Below are 18,090 nucleotides of genomic sequence, written 5' to 3'. Positions count from 1 at the left end.
GCCAGGAATTAGGCTGGCTTCCACTGGCTGGCGGGGTTCAAATGCCAGGCCCCGGCCGCGTCCTGCTGGGCGATGCCTCTTTGGGCCAATTCCGCGAATGACGGGCCCAAGGTCCGGGGATCGGCGTTCCAGATGGGCTCCACCCGCTCCACAATCAGGGGCACCCCCTGATCGGCCAGGGCGCTGAGCAGCAGATACAGGCTGGTGGCCTCCACGCTGAGACCCTGTTCAAAGATGCGTTGATCCATGTTCTCGCTTCCCCTTGCCCCCGCAGGCCGCTAAAGTGGACAATGACTAGCGACTAAATTACCACACCGGCCTTGCCGGGCCGAGCCCCGTGGTTCGGGCCGCCGGCCAAAGGGATATCTACCATGTCTTTAAGCGCTCTCATTTTCCCGGCCACCGCCCTGCGGCGCAGCGCCCTGACCGCCCTGTGCCCCTTGTTTGCACCTCTTCAGGTATTGGAGCCGCCCAGCCTGGGCGCGGAGGGACGGGCCACCCCGCCGGGGCTGGAGAGCCTGGCCCGCATGCTCAAACCCGCGGGCCAGCCCGGCGCGGCGGGCTCGGACAACCCCTCGGCCCGCCAAGCGGCCCAGCTTCTGGGCCAGTGGCAGCAGTGGCTGGCCCAACACCAGGGCTCCAGCTCGGTGGACGCCGTTAAGGCGGGCGTGGAGCCGCCCGCCCCGCCCGAGACCTTCCGCTCGGTGATGCGCGACATCAAGGGCTATCAGGGGCCGGACGGCAAACAGGACCCCGGCCTGCCCGGAGTAGAGGCCGACCTTTTGTTGCATTTGGCCCACATCCAGGACCAGGAAGCGGCCGAGCTGGAGCAGGCCCTGTCCCAGGCCCGCCAGGGAGAGAGCCGTTTGCGCCACTCCATGGGTCAGGACCAGGACGACTACCAGCCGGTGGACTATGACGCCCCGCTGCTGGACCATCTGGCCCCGGTGGACTACACCCTGCCTCAGGAGCACCTGCTGGAGAGCCGCCTCAAGGCCTGGGCCACCCTGGCCCAGGGGCTGGGGGAGGAGACCGGCTGGCTGGCCACCACCAGCGGGGCGGCGGCCCGCCTGCTTCTGGAGCGGGCCCACGAGTTGGTGCAGCCGCCGCTCAAGGAGTTCCGCACCCCGGCGGGGGCGGTGTCGCCCTTGGGCTTGGCCCCCATGTCCCCCCGGCCGGACAACCCCCTGGCCCAGGAGGCGGCCCGCCTGGTGCTGCCCGACCTGTCCGAGCTGGACGATCAGGCCTTTTTGGGCCTCGCCGCCAAGCTGGCGGGCAATGCGGATTTCGACCTGCTGCGCCAAAAGGTGGATCACCTGGCCCGCAGGGTGGACGGGGAGAAGTGGTGGCCCGGCCTGGCCCCGGAGTTGGCCCAGGAGGCCAAGGAACTCGCCGAAAGTTACGGCGATTTGGTGGAGCAGGCCGGGGTGCGCGCCGGAGGCAAGCCCCGGGGGCTGAGCCTGCTGGCCTTTCCCGGTCTGAGCCGGAGCCAGATCCTGGCTCTCATGGCCGGACAAAAGCCGGACGATGCGCCCAAGCTGGAGCAGTGGCCCGAAGAATGGCCCCAAGGCTCCACCGTGGTCTGGGCCTTATGGTAAGAAGGCGTCGTGAGCTTTTAGGCTAGTCATCTTTAGCGAACTTTTCATTGCTCCAGCAATCGTCGCGTTTGGAGCACATGTGGCAGATGCGTTCCACCCGGCCGGAGGTGTAACCGAAGCCCATCCCGATAAGGCTGGTAACGGACTTGAAGGGAATAAGCACTCCGTCCTGGTTCAGGGAGATTGGGCCGGGGTCGCGCAAGAGCAGTTGCGCCAAGACTTTCTGGTCGCGCAAATCCCAGCCGGGCAGGGAGCCCGGTGCCAGGCGGGGACCGACTCCCCATCCCCTCCGTAATGCCTCTTGCTCGGCCAGGTGGTCCACCGCCCTTCCCGCCTCCGCCAAAAAGGCCACGCCCAGGCAACCCAACACATAGGCGCCATAAAGGTCATTTTCCTGGTTCAGGCGCTTTACGGCGTCGTCCAACGCCTGGCCAATGGTGGCGGCTGCGGCAAGCGCCATTCGGGCGGGGGACAGCAGATCGGCGTGGGGGCCCACCGTTAGCGTGGCCGATCTGCCGTCGCTGGTTTTCACCCGTAACAGGTTAGGCCCCGTCTCAACCACCTCCCACAGCTCATAAACCGCCTGGGGCGCAACAAGCTCCCGGGCTCGGGGCAAACTCTCTTGCACGCTTTCCCGCAATGTTTCACTAAGACGGCCCCGGTTGATGGCCAAGGCCAATCGTTCGGGATCAATATCCGGCTTCGGGATTTCCAACAAAGTCATTAACGCGTCCCATGCCTGTTCAGGCCGGCCGGTGGGCCGTTTTGTTTCAGAGACAGAGATTAGCCATCAGAGGGAAAGGGCATGCTGTCCACGAAAAGCTCCTGGAACAAATTGTGGCCGGAAAGCTCCACGTATCCCATGTCCCGGGCCAGCTTCTCGGCCCGGCGACGTTGCCTGTCGCTGAGCAGAGCCATCACCGCTCCCACTCCGGCGGCGTTGCCTACCCCCTGTATGCGCTCCAAAGCCACCGGCGGGAACAGGCCGATTCGGGCGGCCTCGCCGGGGTCCAGGTAGTTGCCGAAGGCCCCGGCCAACAGCACCCGCTCAAGGCGCTCCACCCCCATCTCGGCCATGAGCACCTCGGCGCCGGCCCGGATGGCCGCCTTGGCCAGCTGCACCTCGGATACGTCCTTGCTGGTGAGCACCAGGTCTCGGCCATGGCCGGTGGCCCCGGAGGGTGCGGCCACGAACTCCAGGCCATGCTCGCCGGAACGCACCAGGCCCTTGCCTCGCTCGCGGTCAAAACCTCCGCCGGGCAACAGGATGCCCGCGTTCAGCAGGCAGCTGATCAGCGACACCAGGCCCGAGCCGCAGAAGCCCACCGCAGGCTCGCCACCAATGACACTTAGATTCGCTTTTGCCGCGCCTAGCTCCAAAGACGCCCTCTCCACCGCGCCCGGCGCGCCGCGCATGCCCTGTCCGATGTGCCCGCCTTCCAAGGCGGGTCCGGCGGCGGTGGAGCAGGCCAGCATGCGTCCGCCCGCGGCCAGGACCATCTCGCCGTTGGTGCCCAGGTCCAGGATCAGGGTGGGCTCCTCGATTTGGTCGGCGCCAACGGCCAGGGCCACGGCCACGATGTCCGCCCCCACGAATCCGGCCTTGAGCGGCAGCCAGTGCAGCCAAGCCTCCCGGCTCAGAGCCAGCCCCGCCTGGCGGGCCTTTACCTCCACCGGGCCGCGCACTACCGGGGCGTAAGGGGCCATGGCCAGCGAGGCCGGCTCCAGGGCCAGGAAGATGTGATGCATGGCGGAGTTGCCCACCATGACGCATTCCAGGATGCGGCCGGGGTCGCGCCCCGCCTGGGCGCAGGCGTCCATGGCCAGGGCGTTGACGCATTCCACCGCCGCCGCGCTGAGCCTGCCCAGGCCTTGGGGATCGCCGGCGCACAGGGACATGCGCGAGATGACGTCGTCGCCGTAGGGGACCTGGGGGTTCATCTCCGAACTGACCGCCAACAGTTGGCCGCTATTCAGGTCGCACAGGTAGGCGACCACCGTGGTAGTGCCCAGGTCTACGGCCAGGCCCAGGGGCGAGCCCTCGCCGACCGGGGTCAGGTCCACTATCTCCCGGTCGTGGCGCAGGGTAGCCTGGAGCTCGCCACCTTGCTTGAGCAGGCCGGGCAAAGCCCGCAAAAGGCCCAACGGGAGCTCCGGCGGGGCTTGCAGGTGGTTACCGGCGGCTTGGGAAAGGGCGGCCTGCAGGCGTTCCCGCGCCGCCTCGGGCTCCGGCGGTTGGGCCGGGGGCACGCTCAGCTCAAAGGCCCTTACCGCCGGGTCCAGCTCCAACTCGCCGCTTGGTCCGCTGGTGAGAATCACCTGGCGCTGGGCCCGGCTCTCGGGCGGCACCCACACCGTGCCTCCCTGGGGCAGGGCGGCCTGGCAGGCCAGGCGCAGTCCCTCTTGCGCGTCAGAGCCCAGCAGGGCCTTTTCCGCCGGGGTGAGGGGCGTGGCCGCACCCTCCGGGCGCACCCGGCACTTGCCGCACAGGCCCTTGCCGCCGCAGGGCGCCTCGATGCCCACTCCGGCGCTCTGGGCCAAATGCAAAAGACTTTGGCCCGGCTGGGGGTCGGCCCGGCGGCCCATGGGCTGGAAAGTTACTCGCTCTTGGTCGGCGCGGGGCATGTTCGCTCCCATAAAGGGGGCGGCGCGCGGGGCCATGGAGGGGGGGAAGGCCCCGCGCGCCTGGTTGGGAGGGAGGGGAGGGTCTAGTTGAGGCCCATGAGCTGTTTGATGGTCTTGACCGCGTCCACCGCGTCGGTGGCGTGGCCGTCGGCGCCGCACTGGTCCACCGCGAACTTGCGGGTCACCGCCGCGCCGCCGCAGACCACCTTGACCTTGTCGGCCAAATCGCTGGCCTTGACCGCCTCGATGGTGGCCTTCAAGTGGGGGTCGCCGGTGGTCAGCAGGCTGGAGAGGCCCACGATGTCGGCGCCATGCTCCTTGGCCTTTTCCACGAACTTCTCGGGCGGCACGTTCTCGCCGATGTTGAACACCTCGAAGCCCGAGCTTTCCAGCATCAGCACCACCAGGTTCTTGCCGATGTCGTGCAGGTCGCCGAACACCGTGCCGATGACCACGGTGCCCACGGTCTCCTTCTGGGAGCCCTGGGCCTCCAGCAAGGGCTTGATCACGTCCAGCCCGGTCTGCATGGTGCGGGCGGCGATCATCATTTCGGGCACGAAGATCTTCTTGGCCTCGAAGCGCGCGCCCACCTCTTTCATGGCCTCGATCATGTAGTTGTTGATGATGGTGTTGGGGTCCGCACCGTCGTCCAGGGCGGTCTGCACCAGCCCGGCGATGTCCTTGCGCTTGCCCTTGCTTACCGCTTCCTTGATTGCCTGCAAGTCAGCCACGATTCCTCCTCTTTGCTCTGCTCGCCCTAGTCTTCTTCCGGGAATTGTTCCCGGTAGGCGGTGATATAGTTCATGGCGTACTCGTCCTTGCCGGTCAGAAGGTCGCTGATCAACAGGGTCCGGCGGACGGGCCAAACGGTGGGGTCGGTGATGGGGCAGGTAAGCCCGGACATGACCGCCATGGCCAGGAAGGTGGCGTTGATGGCCTTGCGGTCGGGCAGACCATAGGAAACGTTGCTGGCTCCGATGGTCTGGTTGACGCCCAGCTTCCCCTTGATGCCCGCCAGGGCGCTCAAAGCGGCCAACCCGGCGGCGTCGTCGGCGGCCACGCTCATGGCCAGGGGGTCGATGACGATGTCCTCCAAGGGGATGCCCAGCTTGGCCGCCTCGTTTACGATCTTGTCGGCGATGGCCAGGCGGGTGGGCACGTCGGTGGGGATGCCGTGGTCGTCCATGGTCAGGGCCACCACCGCCGCCTTGTGCGCGGCCACCAGGGGCAGCACTTCCTTTAGTTTGGCCTCCTCGCCGTTCACCGAGTTGACCAGGGCTTTGCCCTTGTAGGCCTCCAGACCAGCGGCCAAAACCTCGGGCTTGGCCGAGTCGATGCAAAGCGGCACGTCCACCACTTCGGTGATGGCCTGCAAAGCTTGCAGCATGAGATCCTTTTCGTCCGCGCCCGACACGCCCACGTTGACGTCCAACACCTGGGCTCCGGCGGCCACCTGCTTTTGGGCCTCGCTCTGCACCAGGCTCATGTCGCCGGCTTCCAAGGCGGCGGCCAGCTTCTTGCGGCCCGTGGGGTTGATGCGCTCGCCGATCATCACCACCGGCTGGTCGTGGCCGATGATGACTTCCCGGCTGGGGCTGCTGATTACGGTCTTCATGCTTGCCTCGTCTTTCCTAGGATATCTTTCCGAATTCCATGGCCGTGCGGCGGGCGGCGCGCACGTTCTCGTCGGGCACCCCGTCGGTGAGCCCCACGGTGTCTATGGAATAGTTGCTCAGGGGGGCGCCCTGGTCGATGGCGTCCTTGACCGTGGCCGCCACTTCCTCGGCGCTGCCGTTTTTCATGAGCACCGGGCTGATGCGGGCGTTGAAGGCCACCTCGGGCCCCAAAATCTTACGGGCCGCCGCGAAATCGGTGCCAAAGCCGGCCTCCACGAACACCAGGTTCTTGACCTTGGCGTAATGCTCCACCACCGGGTCCAGGCTGCCGCAGTGGTGGATGCCAAAGGGATGGCAGGCCTCGCCCAGCATGTTGTCGTAGGGCAGGCCAAACTCCTCGTAGGTGTCGCCGCTGATCTGCTCCACGGTGCAGTTGGGCACGCAGAAGATGGTGGGGTCGCACATGGGGGTCACGTCCACCGCGCCGGTGCCGGTGATGGGGTAGACGAATTTCCACAGGTCTATGATGCACTCGGAGCAGAAGGTGAGCAGCCGGTGGGCGAACTCCGGCTCCTCGTAGTAGTCCATGTACAGCTCCTCGCCCCGGAGCTTGAGGGCCAGGTTCTGCACGCCGGTGACGTTGATGTCGCCCACCACTTTGCCGTACTTGCCCTTGAGGTGCTCTATTTGCTTGAGCACCGTGGCCATGGGCTCGGCCTTGGTCAGGTCGGGTTTTTGGAGCTTGTCGCACTCTTCGGCCGAGAGGTTCATGGGCATGGCCCAGGGCAGGGCCGCCTCCTCGTAGACGATCTCGCAGCCGAAGATGGCCGGCAGCATCACCATGCCGAAGGTGATCAGGGGCTTGGGCTGGGGGTCGGCCTGGCCCAGGCCCACGTCGCCGAAGCGCTCGTGTAAACCTCCCCCGATTAGTGCCAGTCAACAGTAGAAACTTCAGGTGAATTTATAGCGAGGTATTCGGCTGGTGTCAGGTTGCCGAGGGACTCATGAGGGCGTTCCTCGTTGTACTCCTTGAGCCAGCGATCCGTGATTTCCCGCACCTCGCTTAGACGGGAAAATATGTAAAGGTCCAGCACCTCTTCCCGATAGGTCCGGTTGAAGCGTTCAATGTATGAATTCTGGGTGGGCTTGCCGGGCTGAGTGAAACCCAAATCGATACTATGCTCCTCGGCCCATTGGGCCATAGCTACACTGACCAGCTCCGGGCCGTTGTCCAGCCTCAGCCTGGACGGGTAGCCCCGCCAGGCAGCGATACGCTCCAGCACTCGGATTATCCTTTGGGCGGGGAGATTGACGTCCACCTCTATGGCCAGGGCCTCTCGATTGAAATCATCCACCACATTAAAGGTCCTGAATCGCTGGCCGCCATACAGGGCATCGCTCATGAAGTCCACCGACCAGCAGATATTGGCCAGATCCGGCACTGCAAGCGGCTGGGGATCACGAGTAGGCAGGCGCTTCTTACCCTTCCTGCGAAGGTTTAGCTTCAGGGCGCAGTACACTCGGTACACCCGCTTGTGATTCCAGCCATGTCCATCCCGCCGAATTACTTGAAACAGTTTGGCAAAGCCGTATCTGGGATATTTGTCTGCCAGCGAAGTCAGCGCCTCGATGATCGGACCATCGTCGCGGGGCTTGGGTCGGTAGGCATAAACCGACCGGCTCAGCCTCAGGGCGCGGCAGGCCCGGCGAATGCTCAGACCGTGCTCTTTGCACATGAACTTAGCCAGATCGCGCCGACCCGCTGGCCTTATATTTTTCTTTCGATGACGTCCTTCAGAGCCCGATTCTCAAGGCTCAAGTCGGCGTACATCTGCTTTAGACGCCTGTTTTCTTCTTCAAGCTCCTTGAGCCGGACGATGTCCGAGGCCTCCATGCCCCCGTACTTGGACTTCCATTTGTAGTAGGTGGCGCTGCTGACACCGTATTCCCGGCAGACCTCCTTGGCGGTCCTGCCCCCTTCCACCTCTTTCAGAATTTTGACGATCTGAGTTTCGCTGAATCTGGTCCTGCGCATCGTGAAGAGTCCTCCTTGCAGACCTCAGTCTGCCAGAAGTCTCTACCTCAAACTGGCCCTATTTTAAGGGAGGGTTACACTCGTACAGGGCTTTTTGCTGCTTGAGGCCCACCTCGACCCGGTAGTCGGGATCATAGTAATAGTCCCGGCCAAAGGCGATGCCGTAGTTTGCTTTCCACCAATCAGGGTAAAACCCCACGCCTAGGGGTATGTGCTTATATTCGCTCACGCTACGCTCCTTGAAAGAACATCCGGCCGATCATGAGTAACCGGAATATAGCAAAGGCAGATACAACATATGTGCCAATGGGATTTATCTGAAGGTTGTCGCGCCATGGGCTTAATCTCCCCCATGGAAGGGCGCTCTGGGAGCATTTGGCCCCAACAGCGATTCCATACTGCCGCACCGCCCCAAAAAAAACTAATTTATTTGGGTCTTTCCGCCTTAAAAAGATGATAACTGGGAGGAGCGGCTTCCTTTTTTGGTGCATTTTTGCAGTAGACACGTTTTCCATTGCAAAAACGCACCAAAACAGGAAGAAAAAGCTTTTTTTCACTTACAAAAACCGCATTGTTCCCCATGCCTGCCAATATTTTTCAATTATAATGCCTCGGTATAAAATAGATAATATATTGTTATTATTAAAAATTAATAAATATATCCTGCGATGATGAGTGCAATCTCGCAGTCAAAAATTTTTTTTAATGCCTTCGCTTGGAGCATGCAGCATTCTTCTACGACCTAAGGGAAGCCCTATATGTTGCATACATGCAATTCCCATGTGAAAACTTGTAATTGGCTTTTTGGCAGCCGCGCAGGCAAATAAAAGCTATGTTGCTGTAATTAATAATATTTACCAGAAAATAAATTATAGATCAAAAACGCGTCATGGTAATTATGGCTGATTCTTCTGTTGACTCTTGGAAGCCACCGATTTGAGATTGAGGCCCAGACGTTGGGCTTTGCGCACCACCGTACTGTGGTCAATCCCGAGCAAATGAGACGCCTTGCGGGCATTGCCGGTTTTGGCGACCGCCTTTTGTATCATCTGGCGCTCCAAGGCGTCGCGCGCTTGGCGAAGGTTCAGATTTTCGCCGACCCACCAGTAAACGCCATCTTCCAACGCTTCTTGGTATATGGAGTTGGGCAGATGATGGGCACGAAGGATATCGCTGTCAGCGGTGACCACCAGGCGCTCAATAACGTTTTGCAGCTCGCGCACATTGCCCGGCCAGTTGTAAGACTCCAAAATTGATATCAATTCATGGCCCAGGCTGCGGCTGGTCCCGTATTTTTCATTGAACTCCTTGAGGAACATTATGGCCAGGGGCAGGATGTCGTCGCGCCTTTGGCGAAGAGGATCGATGTTTATGGGCACCACATAGAGGCGGTAAAAAAGGTCTTCGCGGAACTGACCCTCGGCCACCATTTTGCGTAGATCCCGGTTGGAGGCGGCGATAAAGCGGATGTTGAGGTCGATATTGCGCGTGCTTCCCAAGCGGCGGCAGCTTTGATCTTGTATTACTTTCAATAACTTGACCTGCAGGTTCAGGGGAAGCTCTCCCACCTCGTCCAAAAAGAAGGTCCCACCGTTGGCCTGTTCAAAAAGCCCGGGTTTGCCGGTGCGACTGGCCGAGGTAAAGGCCCCCTTCTCATAACCGAAAAACTCGCTCTCCAACAGGTTTTCAGGCACCGCCCCGCAGTTTACCGAGACGAAAGGCTCTTTGTTACAACAGCTTATCCTATGAATCAGCCTGGCGACAACGTCCTTGCCCGTTCCGCTCTCGCCGCTCAGCAATACGGTGGAATTAACCTGGCTCACCCTGAGCACCAGCTGCAGAAGCCGCTTCATTGATGGGCTTTCGGCAACGATTTCGCCCAGGGCCGCGTGGTGTTGCTGCGGGGTCTCGCCCTCCCGCCGAAGCACCGAAAGCTTTTTGATCTGATCTTCTAGTTTCTTTAATTCTTTGATATCCCGCACATTTATGACTACACGGTCCACCTGTTGTCTTTGGTTGAATACCGGGTTGCAGGTGACAAAAATCTCGTTTCCCGAGCGCAGCTTACGCTGCAAGGTGATGGTTTTCTTGTGATGACGGGTCAGGCGGATAACTTCGACCAAGGCGGCTAGGCACACATGTTTGGTGGCGTCTAGCTTATCGATATATCTCCCCACCAAAAGGCTGGGCGACACTCCGGTTATTCGACCGAAGCTGGAGTTTACCTTAAGGATTCTGAGGTTATCAGCCACGATGATACCGTCGTAGGAGTTGTCCAGCAGGTAGGTGAACTCCTTTTGCAGGTATTCGTCTATCTGCTCCTGACCTGGCCGCAAAATCAGCGTCGATCCCTGCTCCGGGCCTTGCATTTGCTCTAGGCAGACATAGCAATCCTGTCCATTGACCTGCATGATTTTGCCCTTATCGGGGGCTTCTTGCAGAAAAGACAATAGCTTGCCGCAAGACAGCAGCTCTGGCGCGGCCTGGCCCAGGCATTGTTTGGGGTCCAGGCCCAGCAGTTCGACTGCCTTGGTATTGAGGCTTTTTAAATGCCCCGTTTTATCCCAGTTCAAAAGGGCGGTGCCGTTTGTTGGTGTGCGCTCAAGATGTTCTGCCCCCTGCGAAAACGGTATAGTTTCTGGCAGAGAGAACATATTTGTTTTTTGTCTGCTCCAAAGTATTACGAAAATCAGGAAGGGATGCTCCGACAAAGCTGGATGATTCTATCATCTGTGGAAGTTTTGGTGCAATAATGCAATGGGTTCACTAGGAAAAAATTGAACCTAATTCAGGAGGGCCTCCCCAAGGGGAGGCCCTCCATTATTGACTTTTATGTCGTTTAGGCCAGGTTTTCCTATTCTTCCGGGAAGTTAGGCTCTCGTTTCTCGATACCGGCGGTGAACCCCTCCTGGGCATCGGGCAGCAGTGCGGCAATGGCCATCATTTCCTTGGCGTAATGATAGGCCTGGTCCTCGGTCATCTCGATCTGACCGTAGAAAACCTGCTTGGATATGCCCAACGTAATGCGCGAGCCCTTGGCGATCTCCTTGGCCAAAGCAAAGGTCTCTTCTTCCAGTTTGTCATCGGGCACCACCCGGTTGATCAGGCCCATTTCCATGGACTCTTGGGCGGTGTAAAGGTTACCGGTGAAAAGCATTTCCAGGCATTTCTTCGAGCCCACCGCCCGGCTCACCGCCACCGTGGGGGTAGAGCAGTTGTAGCCGATCTTCAGACCGGTCATGCCGAACTTAGCGCCCTGTTCGGCGGCCACCGCCAGGTCGCAGCCGGCCACCAGGTGGCAACCGCCGGCCATGGCAATGCCGTGCACCTGAGCAATGATGGGCATGCGCACCGAGCGCATGCAGGTCATCATGTCGTAAGAGGTCTGGAAAAGAGCGCGGATAGAGGAGGGCGTGCCGTCGCGCACCTCCAACCGGTCGTGCCCCGAACAGAAGACCTTGCCGTTGGCCTTGAGGATAACTACCTTGACTTCCTTGCCATCCGCCCAGGTTTTGAGGCAGTCGGTAATCTCCCTTTCCACCGCCGCGCCCAAGGCGTTCATCTTGTCCGGCTGGTTCAGAGCCAAGATGCCGATATTGTCCTTGACCTCAGTCAGGATGTATTTGTAAGCCATGTCTATGCCTCCGTCTTTTTAAAGATTCCCCGCGCAAGCCTGGGAACTCTCCTGATACCCCTTTAAGGCCTCATGCTTCTTTCTAAGCCATTTCGCACAAGAACCAAACCCTTTATTAGGACCTCATGATCGCGGGCAGATAGGTTGCCAGCGAGGGCCATAAGTAGAGGATCAAAAGAGCCACAAACTGGATGATGATAAAGGGAATACATCCCCGGTAGATGTCGGTCAGCTTTACGTCTGGAGGCGCGATTCCCTTCAAGTAAAAGATCGAATAGGCGAATGGAGGGGTTATATATGAAATTTGCAAGGTTATGCAGAACAGCATGGCGAACCACAGCGGATCCCAACCCATGGTCTTTACGATGGGAACAAAAATGGGGATAACCACCAGCAGAATGCCGATCCAGTCCATGAACATGCCCAAGATGAATATCAGGCCCAACATCAAGATCAACAAGCCGGTGGGGCCCAAATCCACTGAAAGCAGCATGTCGCCGATAAGGTTGCCTCCCCCAAGCTTGTTGAAGGTGGACATGAAGTATTTTGCCCCTAATACCAGCCACATGATGAAGGTGCTGATCTTGAGGGCGCTAAAAACGGTTTCCTTCATCATCTTCAGGTTAAGCTTGCCGTAGAAACCGGTGATGATAAGCGCGCCCAAAGCGCCCAAGGACGCTGCCTCGGTGGGCGCGGCCCAGCCAAAAAAGATGCTTCCCAAAACCGCAATGACCAACCCCACTGGCGGTACCCCGGCCACCAGCAGCAACTTGGCTATATCCTTTTTAGAGTATTGGGCCGCCTCTTCCTTGAAGACAGGGGGACCCAATTGGGGTTTAACCCCGCAAATAACGATCATATAAACGATATAGAGCCCAGCCATGATCAAGCCCGGGAAAACCGCGGCCATAAACAGTTTGGCAATGGATACCCCGGCCTGGGGTCCGTAGAGGATCATCATGATGCTGGGGGGAATGATCACACCTAAACCGCCGCCGGCGCAGATGGCTCCGGAGGCCAGCTTTTTGTCATAACCGAACCTCAGCATGGACGGCAGGGCGATAAGGCCGATGGCGATTACCGAGGCCCCGGCGATGCCGGTGCAAGCGGCAAACATGGTGGCCAAGGCCATGGTGGATATGGCCAAGCCGCCGCGTATGGGCCCCAACAACAGGCGCAGGCCAGTGTATAACCGGTCCGCCAACTCGGCTTTTTCCAGTACAACTCCCATGAAAACAAACAAGGGAATGGCCAGCAGCGACCAGCCGGACATGACACCGTAAGTGCTCAAGGCCGCTTGATAACTCGCCGCATTGAAACCATAGGCCAAGGTCCCGAACAACACTCCCAGGGCGCCTAACATGAAGGCCACCGGGAAACCGATGATCACGCCGCCCAAGAGCATGCAGACCATCAGGATGGCATATACTTCATTAAGCGACATACTGATCCCTCCCAGCCAAGGTGTAGATGTTTTTGAGTAATTCGGCTAAGGACTGGAGCAGTATGAGAGCGAAGGTCAGGGGCATCACGAACTTATAGGGCCAGATGGCCGGGTGCCAGGAGCTTTGAATAGACACCTCGCGGGCCTCGAAGGAGTACATGAAATCCAACCAGGTGGATGAAAGCAGAATTACGCACATGGGCAACATGAACACCACGTAGAACAGCACTTCCAACCAGGCCCTGGTCTTGACGGAAAAGGTGTTGTACAGCACGTCCACCCGCACGTGGCCGTTGTGCAGCAGGGTGTAGGCCCCGGCGATCATGAAGTTGGTGCCGTAAATCATATAGTTGACATCAAAGGCCCAGTCCGTGGCTCTTCCGGTGATCCTGCGCTCGATCAAGTCCCAGGCCACGGTTATGCACAGGACCAGAAACAGCCAGGAGACAGTCTTGCCGCTCCAATCGCTTATCCAGTCGACTATCTTGGTAAATGTCATCGCGCGAGTCTCCTTGCTTTCATGCCTATAACCGGCCCCCGCCCAATAAATGGAGGGCGGGGGCCGTGTTAGTCCTTGGAGAAGCTCTAGAGCAAGTCGTTCACGAAATGCACGTACTTGCCGTAACCTTCCTTGTTGAAGAACTGGTCGTAATACTTCATGTACTCGGCCATCTCCGGATCCTCTTTTGCCTTCTTGGCGTAGAACTCCAGAGCCTTTTTGTCCAGGTACTCACCCACCTCCATGGGAATGGTGGCAACCTTGGCGCCCAGCTGCTCGGCTTTCTTCATCTTCAAAAAGTCCAGGAACAGGCACTCGGACAGGGACCACTTCATGGACTCGAAGGCCGCTTCCCTGATCTGAGCCTTCAGATCGTCAGGCACCTTGGCCCAGACGTCTTTGTTGATGAAAAACATCAGGTTGGAAGGGGCGGAGCTGTAGGGATTCAAGTAGATGTACTTGGCCACGTCGGCGAAGCCCAGGTCAACGTCGCCGAAGAAGTTGGCAAACTCGGCCGCATCTATGACGCCGCGCTCCAAGGCGGGCATAACCTCGCCGGCGGGCATGCCCACTACCGAACAACCGGCGAACTTGAACACGTCGCCGCGCACGCCTACCGAGCGAATCTTAAGTGACTGCAGGTCCTTGATAGAGTTGATCGGCTTGGTGGAGTACAGGAAGGTCTCAGTGGTCTGCATGGCGCTGGGCATGATCTCCACGCCGAACTTTTCCATGCCGATTTTTTCAAGCAGTTTCCAAACCGCTGTGCGGTAATCCTTGGTGCCTGCCACGTCTTTGGTGCCGTGGTAGAAGGCCATCTTCTCCACCGGGCCCAGACCGGGGGCGGAGCAATACATGCCGCTGGTCCAGTCCTTACGCATGGTGTAGCAGGTGCAGGCCAGGCCGGCATCCAGCACGCCGCGCTGCACAGCGTTCCAGGTCTCATAACCGGGTACGATCTCACCGGCGCTGTGCCGCTCGAACTTCACCCGGCCGTTGGTCCATTCTTCGACGAAGTCCAGGGTCCGCATCTGCAGGTAGTGCAGACCGCTGCCCCGGGGCCAGGAAGACTGAACCTTCCAGACGAACTCAGGCTTGTTGGCCGCCATGGACGGCAGAACAAAGGCCGCCCCCAGCATAAGAACCAGAGCCAGCACCATCAGCTTTTTCCCAAGTCTCATTACTTCCTCCCTCGTTGGTAAACAACCGGTTAACCATCCTTATATTTTCGGCAACGTATCGCCGGAAAGCGGGGCAGGGACAGCCGGGGCGGTGGCTGCGGTTATGGATGGGGGAGGTTTGACTGAAGGTGTTAAGCAATGCTGATGTTGTCCCTCATCTTGTCTCTCATCCGCCCAGTGGCAGCAGTTAATCGGAACGTGATCATTGCCAGGCACTTGTTGCCCGCACAACTAAGCAAAACGCATGCCACCGGTCGGGTATGTTGGCGCCCCAGCGCCCTCAGCCCGCTCACCCGGCCGATTGGTGCGATTGTTGCAAATTGCTGTTTTGGTGCGTCCGCGGCGCGTTGAGCCGCGCCGGGACAAGGGGCCGCCCTAGCTCAAAGGAAGGGGACTGCTTTGAGATCTGTTCGTCGGAGGGTCAATGGGTTGGGATGCAGGGCGGCAGCCTGCTTGGCTTTGTTGATGGTGGGGGCCCTGGTTATGGTCTCGCCCATGGCCTGGGCGGGGGGGTGTTTCCCAGGCGTATACTATGAAATGATGTTCAAGCCGGAGGCCTTGGATGCCCTGGATGGGGGAGATGTGCGTTTGCAGGCGTTCAGCGACTTTCTGGCGGCAAAGGGCCATGACCCGCACGACACCCAGGGGTCCGGCTGCATGTGTGGCGTGAACAACGGCCGCTGGGATCAAGGGCTGGTCAACACTTCTATGCAAGACGCCCAACGCGCCCCCATAACTTTTCGCATGGACCGGCTGGACGTGGAGATGTTTACCCGCGAGGGCAAAGCCCAAGGCCGGCCCTTTTTCCTGAAAGCCTCCAAGATCGCCTCTTGTCTGAACAGCGGGTTGAACAAAGGGGGGCACCGCCGCTTTGATCATTCTTCAGGGATGGTCGCGACCCCGGGAACCCTGGAGCCGGGCGAGAACCTGCTGGGCTGCATGTGCCTGTTGCCCGAGGACCGCGGCAAATCAGGGTATGTAAAACTTAAGGTGGACTACACCCCATTGATCGCCGCCGCCATCCTGCCCGGTCCCGGAGCGAGCCAACAGACAGGCTCCGGCAAAAGCGACCTGAAGCAAATCGTAAATATCGGCCCCCTTGAAAAAGGGGAAGCCCGCTATTTCCTGTTGCAGGCGCCAGCCGGGGCCACCGCCACCCTGACATTGGCCCCGGCCCAGGGGTTGGCCTTGTTCACGGCGGACAAGTGGCGGCCCATGCAGAGCGAGTGGAAAGCGGGAAATCTTACGGGCGCCGGCCCGCTGTTGATCATGGTCCGGGCGTTGGCAGACAAGGCCCAAGGGGCCTTGCAACTCGCGCTGAGTTGGAACGGCTCCAAAATCCAAATCCCGGCCAAACCGGCTCCGGCGCGGCTGGTGTCCGCGGGCAAGCCGGCCTCGCGCGTCTTCAAGGCCTATATGCTGGGCATGGGCAACTCCTCCGTGAAAAAAAGCAGCTTTGACCCGGGTATCAAGTCCCCTTGTTGCAGCGGAGAACCCCGCTGAACCTGGCATGGGTTCTGCAATATTGATCGTGACCGGAATTTATTGGAGTCGGCTGGCCGGATTTGGTTCCGGCGCCACCACCACGGCTTAAGGAGGTTGCCTTTGCACAACAAGTTAATGACCATGCAAGAGGCGGTGGCCGCCTACACTTGGGACGGCATGACCTATTGCCACGGCGCGGCCTTTCCCGTGGGCTCGGACTCTGTGGCTTTTGGCAAGGAGATGGTCAAGCAGGGGCGTAAAGACCTCAACGTCATCTGCCACTGCGGCTCCAGCCAGGTCAACCTGCTGGCCGCCGTAGGCGCGGTGCGGCGGGTGGAGGTCGGTTTCTCCGGCTTGGAGGTCTACGGCTTTGCCAATGGCCTCAACCGGGCGGTGACCAGCGGCCAAACCATAATAGAGGACTACTCCAATGGAGCCATGGCCTTCCGTTTCTTCGGCGGGGCCATGAATTGGCCCTTCGTGCCGGCCACCGTAAACATCTGCAACGACCAGCAGTGGTGCTCCGGTGATGAGCCGCAGGTATACCCGGCCACCGCCAAGATCCCCACCATCACCGACCCCTTTACCGGCCAAACCCTGGGCGCTTTCCGCTCGCTGCGGCCCGAGGTGGCGGCCATTCACGTCACCATGGCCGATATCCACGGCAATGCCATCATGCTGGGCAGCGAATGGAGCCGTTTTGAGATGTCGCGGGCGGCCGAAAAGGTGGTGTTGGTGGCGGATAAGATCGTGGACACCGACTGCATGCGCCAATACCCCAACCTGGTCCGCATAATTGCAGAGGTGGTTGATGCCGTGGTCTACTGGCCCCTTTGCTCCTGGCCCCAGGCCTCCTGCGGGCTCTACGACTCCGACGAGGAGCACATGTTCTACATGAACAAGGCCATGAAAACCGCAGAAGACACGGAGGATTATTGCCGCAAGTGGGTGCGCTCCTATGAAACCCCGGAGCAGTATCTGGACCTTATCGGCCATGAAAAGATCGCCAAGATTTCGGCCACGGAAACCGCGTTTTTAATGGACCCCTACCGCAAATGGATAAAGAGCGACGCGCAGGTGGCCGAGTTGTTGGATCGGGCGAAGGGATAGGCGCTATGGAATATACTAAGCAGGAATTCATGGCCATCGTCACCGGCCGGGAGATAAAAGACGGGCAGCTGATCATTCTGGGGGTGGGCCTGTCCATGCTGGCCGGGTACTTCGCCCACCTCAACCACGCTCCCGACCTGAGACCCTTCACCGAGGGCGGGGTATACGGCTCCACTCCCGTGGGCGGCCTTCCATGGGGCATCGAGTGTAACCGGATCAGCGCCAACGCCACCAGCTTCACCAATGCCATCGACGCCCTGGGTTTCCTCGTGGCTTCCGGCCGCTGCGACAACGCGGTAATTGGCGCGGCTCAAGTGGACAAGTTCGGCAACGTCAACACCACCGGCATATGGGAGGAGCCACCCTGGAAGCTCGGCAAATACGTGCCGCCCAGGGTGCGCCTCAATGGAAGCGGCGGGGCCAACGACATTGCGGTGGGGGCCAAGAGCTATTTGATCATGGCTTCCCATGAGAAACGCCGCTTCATAGAAAAGGTGGACTACATTTCCAGCCCGGGCTATCTGGACGGCGGGGACGCCCGGGAACGTTGCGGATTCGTGGGCGGCGGGCCCTCGGCCATAATCTCCACCCTGGGCATTCTGCGGCCCGATCCCGATACCAAGGAATTTTTTCTGGACGCCTACTTCCCCTCTACCAACGTCGAGGAGGTCAAGGCGTCCACCGGTTGGGACCTGAAGGTGTCGCCCGATATCAAAATGGTGCCCGAGCCCACCGAGCAGGAGTTGGCCAACCTCCGCACCGTGGATACCACCGGCTCTCTGCGCAAAAAAGGTTAAGCGATTTTGTAGCCGAGGCTGGACGGACATTCTTTCCCTGTCCAGCCCATCACCTTTTTGGTGATG

17 protein-coding genes are annotated in these 18,090 nt (G+C 59.8%); 4 read left to right on the top strand and 13 right to left on the bottom strand.

Annotated features, from left to right (window positions below):
• Positions 1-8 precede the first annotated feature (8 nt).
• Positions 9-248 (bottom strand): hypothetical protein, encoded by a 240-nt coding sequence (locus AACH32_RS12380; protein WP_338599860.1) that lies wholly within the window; start codon positions 246-248, stop codon positions 9-11.
• Positions 249-371: 123 nt separating this feature from the next.
• On the opposite strand from AACH32_RS12380, the gene AACH32_RS12375 reads away from it, so the two are divergent.
• Positions 372-1,598: a hypothetical protein gene (locus tag AACH32_RS12375; RefSeq protein ID WP_338599857.1), complete on the top strand. Its 1,227-nt coding sequence runs from the start codon at positions 372-374 to the stop codon at positions 1,596-1,598.
• Positions 1,599-1,620: 22 nt separating this feature from the next.
• Here the strand turns inward: AACH32_RS12375 and AACH32_RS12370 are convergent, their stop codons facing one another.
• From AACH32_RS12370 to dctP, 12 genes are all read right to left on the bottom strand, one after another.
• Complete coding sequence (locus AACH32_RS12370; RefSeq protein WP_338599854.1) at positions 1,621-2,226, bottom strand: hypothetical protein; 606 nt, start codon at positions 2,224-2,226, stop codon at positions 1,621-1,623.
• 155 nt (positions 2,227-2,381) lie between these two features.
• Complete coding sequence (locus AACH32_RS12365; RefSeq protein ID WP_338599851.1) at positions 2,382-4,223, bottom strand: ASKHA domain-containing protein; 1,842 nt, start codon at positions 4,221-4,223, stop codon at positions 2,382-2,384.
• A gap of 83 nt (positions 4,224-4,306) precedes the next feature.
• Entirely contained in the window at positions 4,307-4,954 is a 648-nt protein-coding gene (locus AACH32_RS12360) for a cobalamin B12-binding domain-containing protein (RefSeq protein WP_338599849.1), read from the bottom strand.
• A gap of 26 nt (positions 4,955-4,980) precedes the next feature.
• A complete protein-coding gene (locus AACH32_RS12355) occupies positions 4,981-5,838 on the bottom strand; it encodes a dihydropteroate synthase (RefSeq protein ID WP_338599847.1) in 858 nt (285 codons plus the stop codon).
• A gap of 16 nt (positions 5,839-5,854) precedes the next feature.
• Entirely contained in the window at positions 5,855-6,733 is an 879-nt protein-coding gene (locus tag AACH32_RS12350) for a uroporphyrinogen decarboxylase family protein (RefSeq protein ID WP_338599845.1), read from the bottom strand.
• A 32-nt stretch (positions 6,734-6,765) separates the two neighbouring features.
• A protein-coding gene (locus AACH32_RS12345; RefSeq protein ID WP_338598789.1) for an IS3 family transposase occupies positions 6,766-7,874 on the bottom strand; the annotation gives its coding sequence in 2 pieces (ribosomal slippage) (positions 6,766-7,622 and positions 7,622-7,874; 1,110 coding nt in all).
• A gap of 58 nt (positions 7,875-7,932) precedes the next feature.
• Positions 7,933-8,103 carry a hypothetical protein gene (locus tag AACH32_RS12340; RefSeq protein ID WP_338599843.1) on the bottom strand — a complete coding sequence of 57 codons (171 nt, stop codon included), beginning with the start codon at positions 8,101-8,103 and terminating at the stop codon, positions 7,933-7,935.
• A 667-nt stretch (positions 8,104-8,770) separates the two neighbouring features.
• Positions 8,771-10,585 (bottom strand): sigma-54 interaction domain-containing protein, encoded by a 1,815-nt coding sequence (locus AACH32_RS12335; RefSeq protein WP_338599841.1) that lies wholly within the window; start codon positions 10,583-10,585, stop codon positions 8,771-8,773.
• A gap of 143 nt (positions 10,586-10,728) precedes the next feature.
• Entirely contained in the window at positions 10,729-11,508 is a 780-nt protein-coding gene (locus AACH32_RS12330; protein ID WP_338599839.1) for an enoyl-CoA hydratase-related protein, read from the bottom strand.
• Positions 11,509-11,623: 115 nt separating this feature from the next.
• The gene (locus AACH32_RS12325; protein ID WP_338599836.1) at positions 11,624-12,952 is read right to left on the bottom strand and encodes a TRAP transporter large permease; all 1,329 of its coding nucleotides are present in this window, start codon (positions 12,950-12,952) and stop codon (positions 11,624-11,626) included.
• Entirely contained in the window at positions 12,942-13,451 is a 510-nt protein-coding gene (locus tag AACH32_RS12320) for a TRAP transporter small permease subunit (RefSeq protein ID WP_338599833.1), read from the bottom strand. The genes AACH32_RS12325 and AACH32_RS12320 overlap by 11 nt, the downstream gene beginning before the upstream one ends.
• Positions 13,452-13,537: 86 nt before the next feature.
• A complete protein-coding gene (gene dctP, locus AACH32_RS12315; RefSeq protein WP_338599830.1) occupies positions 13,538-14,632 on the bottom strand; it encodes a TRAP transporter substrate-binding protein DctP in 1,095 nt (364 codons plus the stop codon).
• Positions 14,633-15,085: 453 nt separating this feature from the next.
• Between dctP and AACH32_RS12310 the strand changes: the two genes are divergently transcribed.
• The 3 genes from AACH32_RS12310 (at position 15,086) to AACH32_RS12300 (ending at position 18,024) form a co-directional block, all read left to right on the top strand.
• Complete coding sequence (locus AACH32_RS12310) at positions 15,086-16,135, top strand: hypothetical protein (RefSeq protein ID WP_338599827.1); 1,050 nt, start codon at positions 15,086-15,088, stop codon at positions 16,133-16,135.
• Between the two features lie 102 nt (positions 16,136-16,237).
• Positions 16,238-17,227, top strand: coding sequence for a CoA transferase subunit A (locus AACH32_RS12305; protein WP_338599825.1), 990 nt, complete (start codon positions 16,238-16,240; stop codon positions 17,225-17,227).
• Positions 17,228-17,232: 5 nt separating this feature from the next.
• A complete protein-coding gene (locus tag AACH32_RS12300; RefSeq protein ID WP_338599823.1) occupies positions 17,233-18,024 on the top strand; it encodes a CoA-transferase subunit beta in 792 nt (263 codons plus the stop codon).
• Positions 18,025-18,090: the final 66 nt, after the last annotated feature.

The organism is Desulfoferula mesophila, assembly GCF_037076455.1.
Lineage (GTDB): Bacteria > Desulfobacterota > Desulfarculia > Desulfarculales > Desulfarculaceae > Desulfoferula > Desulfoferula mesophila.
Note: the sequence above shows the minus strand (reverse complement) of the source record. Positions and strands in the feature narration are given on the sequence as shown.